This is a genomic window from Psychromarinibacter sediminicola (assembly GCF_029168335.1).
GTDB lineage: Bacteria > Pseudomonadota > Alphaproteobacteria > Rhodobacterales > Rhodobacteraceae > Psychromarinibacter > Psychromarinibacter sediminicola.
This window is the reverse complement of the sequence record NZ_JARGYC010000129.1, coordinates 1-5,833: the sequence shown is the minus strand read 5'-3', so window position 1 is coordinate 5,833 and position 5,833 is coordinate 1. Positions and strand designations below refer to the sequence as shown.

The 5,833-nt window shown below is 64.3% G+C and carries 5 protein-coding genes and 3 pseudogenes; 5 read left to right on the top strand and 3 right to left on the bottom strand.

All coding sequences use genetic code 11. The annotated features are described in order from the left end of the window. Positions 1–209 (top strand): annotated as a pseudogene (locus P1J78_RS23800) (hypothetical protein); the annotation flags it as partial. Positions 210–305: 96 nt separating this feature from the next. Here the strand turns inward: P1J78_RS23800 and P1J78_RS23795 are convergent. Together P1J78_RS23795 and P1J78_RS23790 are read right to left on the bottom strand one after the other, a co-directional pair. After that, entirely contained in the window at positions 306–1,379 is a 1,074-nt protein-coding gene (locus tag P1J78_RS23795) for an ROK family transcriptional regulator (protein ID WP_275569865.1), read from the bottom strand. A gap of 59 nt (positions 1,380–1,438) precedes the next feature. Continuing rightward, positions 1,439–2,080: an SGNH/GDSL hydrolase family protein gene (locus tag P1J78_RS23790; RefSeq protein ID WP_275569864.1), complete on the bottom strand. Its 642-nt coding sequence runs from the start codon at positions 2,078–2,080 to the stop codon at positions 1,439–1,441. Between the two features lie 202 nt (positions 2,081–2,282). On the opposite strand from P1J78_RS23790, the gene P1J78_RS23785 reads away from it, so the two are divergent. From P1J78_RS23785 to P1J78_RS23775, 3 genes are all read left to right on the top strand, one after another. Beyond that, positions 2,283–3,278 carry a sugar ABC transporter substrate-binding protein gene (locus P1J78_RS23785; protein ID WP_275569863.1) on the top strand — a complete coding sequence of 332 codons (996 nt, stop codon included), beginning with the start codon at positions 2,283–2,285 and terminating at the stop codon, positions 3,276–3,278. A gap of 70 nt (positions 3,279–3,348) precedes the next feature. Continuing rightward, positions 3,349–4,317, top strand: a complete 969-nt coding sequence (locus P1J78_RS23780) for an ABC transporter permease (protein ID WP_275569862.1) — start codon at positions 3,349–3,351, stop codon at positions 4,315–4,317. A 9-nt stretch (positions 4,318–4,326) separates the two neighbouring features. After that, positions 4,327–5,109 (top strand): ATP-binding cassette domain-containing protein, encoded by a 783-nt coding sequence (locus P1J78_RS23775; RefSeq protein ID WP_275569861.1) that lies wholly within the window; start codon positions 4,327–4,329, stop codon positions 5,107–5,109. A gap of 196 nt (positions 5,110–5,305) precedes the next feature. Here P1J78_RS23775 and P1J78_RS23770 read toward each other — a convergent pair. After that, positions 5,306–5,569, bottom strand: a pseudogene (locus P1J78_RS23770) (hypothetical protein); the annotation flags it as partial. Between the two features lie 56 nt (positions 5,570–5,625). Between P1J78_RS23770 and P1J78_RS23765 the strand changes: the two are divergent. Then, positions 5,626–5,833 (top strand): annotated as a pseudogene (locus tag P1J78_RS23765) (IS6 family transposase); the annotation flags it as partial.

Here is a 5,833-nt window from a genome sequence, read left to right as displayed (position 1 = left end):
AGCGGGCGATGCTGCGGTTCCGGCGGATGCGAACATTGCAGAAATTCGTCTCCGTCCACACCTCGGTCAGCAACCATTTCAACTCGGAGCGCAGCCTCTACTCTCGCGCCGACTTCAAGAAGAACCGTGCCGCTGCTCTCGCCGAGTGGCGCGGTCTCTGCGGTATATGGGACAGCGTCACTGTCCAAGCTGAGACTGGTTCGAATTAGTCTGCCAGCACTATCCGCCCACCACCGCGACTTAACGTGACAATGCCCTGGGCGAAGGTATTGCCGGCCGGCGGCCGCTCGGTTCTCGTTTGTCCTTCATTCCCTGAGCAGGTAGCGGCCGGTCAAGGCCAGGGTCGCCGCGCCGACCGCGGTACTGTCGTCGGCGACGTGGCCGGAGGCGACAGTGATTTGGGGGAGCAGCGCTTGCAGTTGCGCCACCAGCCGGTTCCGGATCCCCGCCGGCGGCAGTCCGGCCACAAGCAAATCCTTTACCTGCACGAAGGTGGAAAGCTCCTCGACGCGGGCGGAGATCTCGCGAGCGCCGCGGTCGATCCACGACGCCGTGGCATCGTCGACTTCGTCGGACCATTCCAGCGTTCCGGCCGCGCGAATGCCGCCCGCAAAGCTGGCCAGGTCTCCGAGGCTGGGCGCGCGATTGGAGGGCGTCGCGCCGGCGTGGACGCGGTTCTGGAGCACGAGGCGAAACTCGGTCAGGGCGCCAACATGGACGAACACGTAATCGGATACGTCGCGCGCCGCGCCGAACACGCTCTCGGCGCCGGCCGCCGCCGTCACACCGTTCTGGATGTAGACGGGCAGGCCCGTCTCGCCGCTTAGGCGGGTCTCGAGCAATTCGCCGTCGTCGAGCGCCTCTGTCCAGGCCCCAGGATCGGTTGGCAGGGCCAGCCCGAGCCCGGCAAGCCGCTCGGACTGTGCCGCGTCCAGCCGGCCGAGCGCGTTCGACACAGCGCTTTCCAGGGCGATAAGAGGGTCGTCGTCTGCGGCCACGGATTGGTGCATTCGATAGGCGACAGTGCCGGTCAGACCGATCAGGACCGTGTCGATTCCGTGCGGCTGCAAGCTGACCCCGAGACCAAAGGCGCCCTCGGGGTTCAGGGCGACTGGAATTGTGGGCGGGCCCACGCGGCCGCGCTGCGCCTCGCCCGCGATGATCAACCCGTCCCGCTGCAGCGCGCGCACGATCACTGATATGGTCTGTGCCGACAGTCCGCTGTGTTTGCCCAGTTCCATCCGTGACATCGCCCCGTGCTGGACGAGCAGCGACAGGATCAGCCGCTCGTTCGCGCTGCGCACGCTCATCGAGTTCAGACCGCCCGTCTGGGTATGAATGCGCAGCGCGGGCGGCGGGGCGAATCTCATGTCGGGCATGGTCGTCTCCTTGGATCAAGCGCCTTGCGACTGCGTTGGGCGAAGGACGTGGTGGCCGGTCAGGGCCAGCCGATCGCCTCGATCTCATGTGCCATCGCCTCGCCAAGCGTGCGATGCGCAGCGCGACTGATATGAAAGCCGTCTCCGCCAGCTGTGTCCACGACTTGTCCGGCATCGAAGAAATGCACTTCTTCGACCTCCGCTACTCGCTCGTAGATTTCGGCCAGTGCGAGGCTTTTCTCGTGGCCGCCCTCGAAGACTTCGGCCCAGTCGCCCAGCTCGGCCTGGATCGGCGGCGGCGCGACGAGCAGCACTTCCGGCATGCGGCCGCCATGACCGGCGGGCAGCGCGCGGATGTCCCAGACAAGGGCGCGGACGCCCATCCCGATTTCGGACGGGGACTTGTTGAAGCGTCGCTTCAGGTCGTTGGTTCCAAGCATCAAGATAACCAGGTCCAGTGGCTTGTGACTGAGGATACAAGGGCGTAGATAGCGGCGGCCGTTACGCTCGGCGCCCTCGACCGGGTCGTCATCGACAGTGGTCCGGCCCGACAGCCCTTCTTCGATCACCAGCCAGCCGGGTTCGAGGAGCTGCCGCACCACGCCGGGCCAACGGTCGGACGCCTCGAACCTCGTATCGGGCGTATCGGCATCGGCTTGTCCATAGGTGTTCGAATCCCCGTAGCAGAGCACACTGCGCATCTTCTTCCTTCCCTTCGGCGAGACCTGTGAAAGCACCGGGCAACGACGCAAGCTTTGGCAGACGGCCGATGGTTCGTCAAATATTCATTCACCGTGAATAAATGATTGACTCATTCGAGAAGCGCGTGCTTCCCATGAAGGGTCCGGTGAAGGATCGGTTGAGAAGACCGTTCTCGCCTGGCGCAACGGAGGAGGTGAAAACATGAAGTATTTCAAAGGCATCGGGACGGCTGCCGTCCTTTCCGCCGGTTTCCTGGCGGCCGGCGCCGACCGGGCCGCGGCCCAGACCGCCAACCCCGACGGTCCGATCATCGTGGTCTCGGGGCCACTGTCCTGGCCGTTCTTCGCTGCCGTGAAGCAGGGCTTCGATGACGGCGCAGAGACCTTCGGCATTGACTTCCAGTATGTAGCCGTCACTGACACGGCGAACATGACATCCGATTACCCGCGCCTGCTGCAGCAGGCGATTAGCCGCGACCCCAAGATGCTGCTGGTAGGAGAGTTTTTTCCGGACGGCATGGACCCACTAATCCGGGAGGCGACGGATGCCGGGATCCCGGTGCTCATTCACAACTCCGGCCAGACGTTGTGGGAGGAGAACGGCTCAATAGGGTTCGTCGGCGAGGAGCCGTTCCAGATGGGCTATCGCGCTGGCGAGATCCAGGCGGCGGAGGGCGTCACCTTGGGTCTTTGCTTTAACCAGGTTCCCGGCAACCCGACGGTCGAGGCGCGCTGTGACGGCTATATCGCGGCGATGGAAGAGGCCGGCGCCGACACGATCTACGAGACAATCGGGACCGGAGACGCCACCAATCCGCAGGCGCTGGCCCAGGCGATGAGCGGGATACTGCAGGCCAATCCCGGGATCGACGGCATCTTTACCCTGAACGCCGTTCCGGCGATGAGCGCCTTGCAGGCAGTATCAAATGTCGGCCGTGAGGGCGAGGTGATGGTCGGCACGGCGGATTTGTCCAACGAGGTGCTCGAGGCGATCCAGGACGGACGTCTGGCCTTCGCCATGGACCAGCAGCCCTATCTTCAGGGCTTTATGTCGATGCAGATCGCTTCGCATTTCCTGGAGTACGGGCTGCACCCGATCGGCCACGTCAAGACCGGCCCGCTTGTGATCGACAGTTCGAACGTCGAGCGCACGCTTGAGGTCAATAACGAGCATACCGGGATCCGCGGTGCCTTCTGAAAGCCGAATGAGCCCCGCGCTCGCGCCCGATGGCGCGGGCCGGACATCCGTGCCCCGAGCGGAGGGAGCCATGCGCAAACTGATCCGGCGCCCCGAAATCGGCGCCGTTGCCGCCTTTCTCGTCACCTATCTCTTTTTCGTCGTGATGACCTCCGGGGCGGGTTTCGTCTCGGCCGACGGAACGGCAGGCTGGCTCAACCTGGCTGCTGAGCTCGGCATCGTGGCGGTGCCGGTAGGTCTGTTGATGATTTCAGGCGAATTCGATCTCTCGATCGGCTCGACCGTCGGCATGGCCTCGATGATCCTTGCGCTCGGGACGCGCTATTTCGGACTGCCGGACTGGTCGATGATCCTGCTGGCTTTGGTGGCCGGGGGGGGCGTGGGTCTGGCGAACGGGCTTGCGGTCGTTCGTACGGGGCTGCCGTCGTTCATCGTCACGCTGGCCGCGAACTTCATCGTGATCGGCGGCACCATGGGGGTCAGCCGGCTGATCGCGAACGTGACGTCGAGCTCGGTCGCCGTTTCCGATCCGGTAAAATGGCTCTTTGCCGCACGCTGGGACCAGGCCAATATCGCGATCCTTTGGTGGGCCGCGGTGGCGCTGGTCGGCTGGTGGGTGTTGTCAAAGTCGCCCTTCGGCAGCTGGATCTACGCCACCGGCGGCAATGCGACCGCCGCGCGCGGGGCCGGGGTGCCTGTCGACCGGGTCAAGATCCGGCTCTTCATCTCCACAGGCGTGGCCGCCGCGTTCGTCGGGGTAATCCAGGCGGTGCAGTGGAACTCGGGCAATGCGACATATGGCATGGGCTACGTGTTCCAGGCCCCCATCGTCGTGGTGATCGGCGGCGTGCTGCTGACCGGCGGATACGGCACCGTGGTCGGCGTGGTCTTCGGGACCGCGCTGTTCGGCGTGATTTCCACCGGCATATTCTATACCGGCTGGAACACCGACTGGGTCCAGCTTTTTCTTGGCGCGCTCCTGGGCGTCGCCGTCTTTGCCAACACGCAGATTCGGCGCCTCGCGCTGCAGGGCCGGTAGGAGCCGACAATGTCCGAGCCGTTGATCGAATTGCAGAATGTGTCCAAGCATTTCGGGCCCACGAAGGCGCTGACCGGCGTTTCGCTCGCCGTCCATCCCGGCCGGATCCTCTGTCTGTTGGGAGACAACGGCGCTGGCAAGTCGACCCTTATCAAGGTTCTGTCGGGTTATCACCCGCCAAGCGCCGGACAGATCCTGTGGGAAGGGCGCGAGACCCGGTTTTCCGAGCCGCGCGAAGCGCGAAAGCTAGGCATTGCCACAGTGCACCAGGACGTCGGTACGATCCCCCTGATGAGCGTCGGACGGAACTTTTTCCTGGGTGCCGAGCCCGTGCGCGGGCGCTGGCCCTTCCGCCGCTTCGACAGCGGCCATGCCAACCGCGTGGCGTTGGAACAGATCCGGGCCTTTGGCATCAGCCGCGTCGAGGACGGCGAACAGCTCGTCGGCACAATGTCGGGAGGCGAGCGTCAGGTGCTGGCCATCGGCCGGGCGATGTATTTCGGCGCCCGGCTCCTGATCCTCGACGAGCCGACCTCGGCGCTCGGCGTCAAGGAGGCATCCTTCGTGCTCAAGATGATGACGCAGGCGCGGGCCGCCGGCGCGGCGATCGTCTTCATAACCCACAATGCCCGGCACGCGATGTCGGTGGGCGACGATTTTGCCGTGCTGATCCACGGCGAGATCGCCGCCCGTTTTTCGCGCGGTGAGAAGAGCCGGGAAGAGGTGCTGAACCTGATGGCCGGAGGCGACGAGATGGCCGAGCTGGAGGAGCATCTCGAGGGAATTCACTAAGAACGATCGGGCGGATCTTGTCATGTGTGGACGGCTCCGTTTGCGCAAGGGTTGATTTGAGTGGCTGGTGATCGTTGCGGGGAGCGGTCATGTGTCCGGCCTGTTCGCGCGGTGTGTCTGACCGCTGGCCCTGATGAAGTCCGCTTGCCGGGTCCCGATCAGAAGATCGAGCTTCGGTGCCCAGAAAAAGGAGGTGTCAAAGGGGCATTGTCACGTTAAGTCGCGGTGGCGGGCGGAGCCTTTCGATCCAACGCCAGACAGCCACCATCTCGCGCCAATCCGCCGTTGTCGTGGAGCGGAACACATTCAGCGTTCTGCGGGAGATCAAATGGCGCTGGACGTTGAAGTGATTGGAGATTGCGGCGTGGGAGGCGAGGAAGCGCTGCGCGGAGCCGGGTGACTTGAAGCGGATCTGTTGCCGCTCTCGGCGTCGGGTTGGCTGATGTGAAACCTCTGCTCGGGCTTGTCAAAGGAACTCGGCTTGAGGCGGGGCCGGGGCGCCGGAAGCGTCCGCCCATGACCCGACCCTGCCCATTCAAGTATTTCAAGACGTCGCGCGAGATCATCCGTCTCGCATCATGTATGTCCGTTTCCCGCTTTCGCTGCGGAATGTCGAAGACCTGCTGCACGAACGCGGGATCGACGTCAGCCACGAGGCGGTCCGGTTCTGGTGGCACCGGTTCGGGCCGGTGTTTGCAGCCGAGATCCGGAAACGCCGGATCGT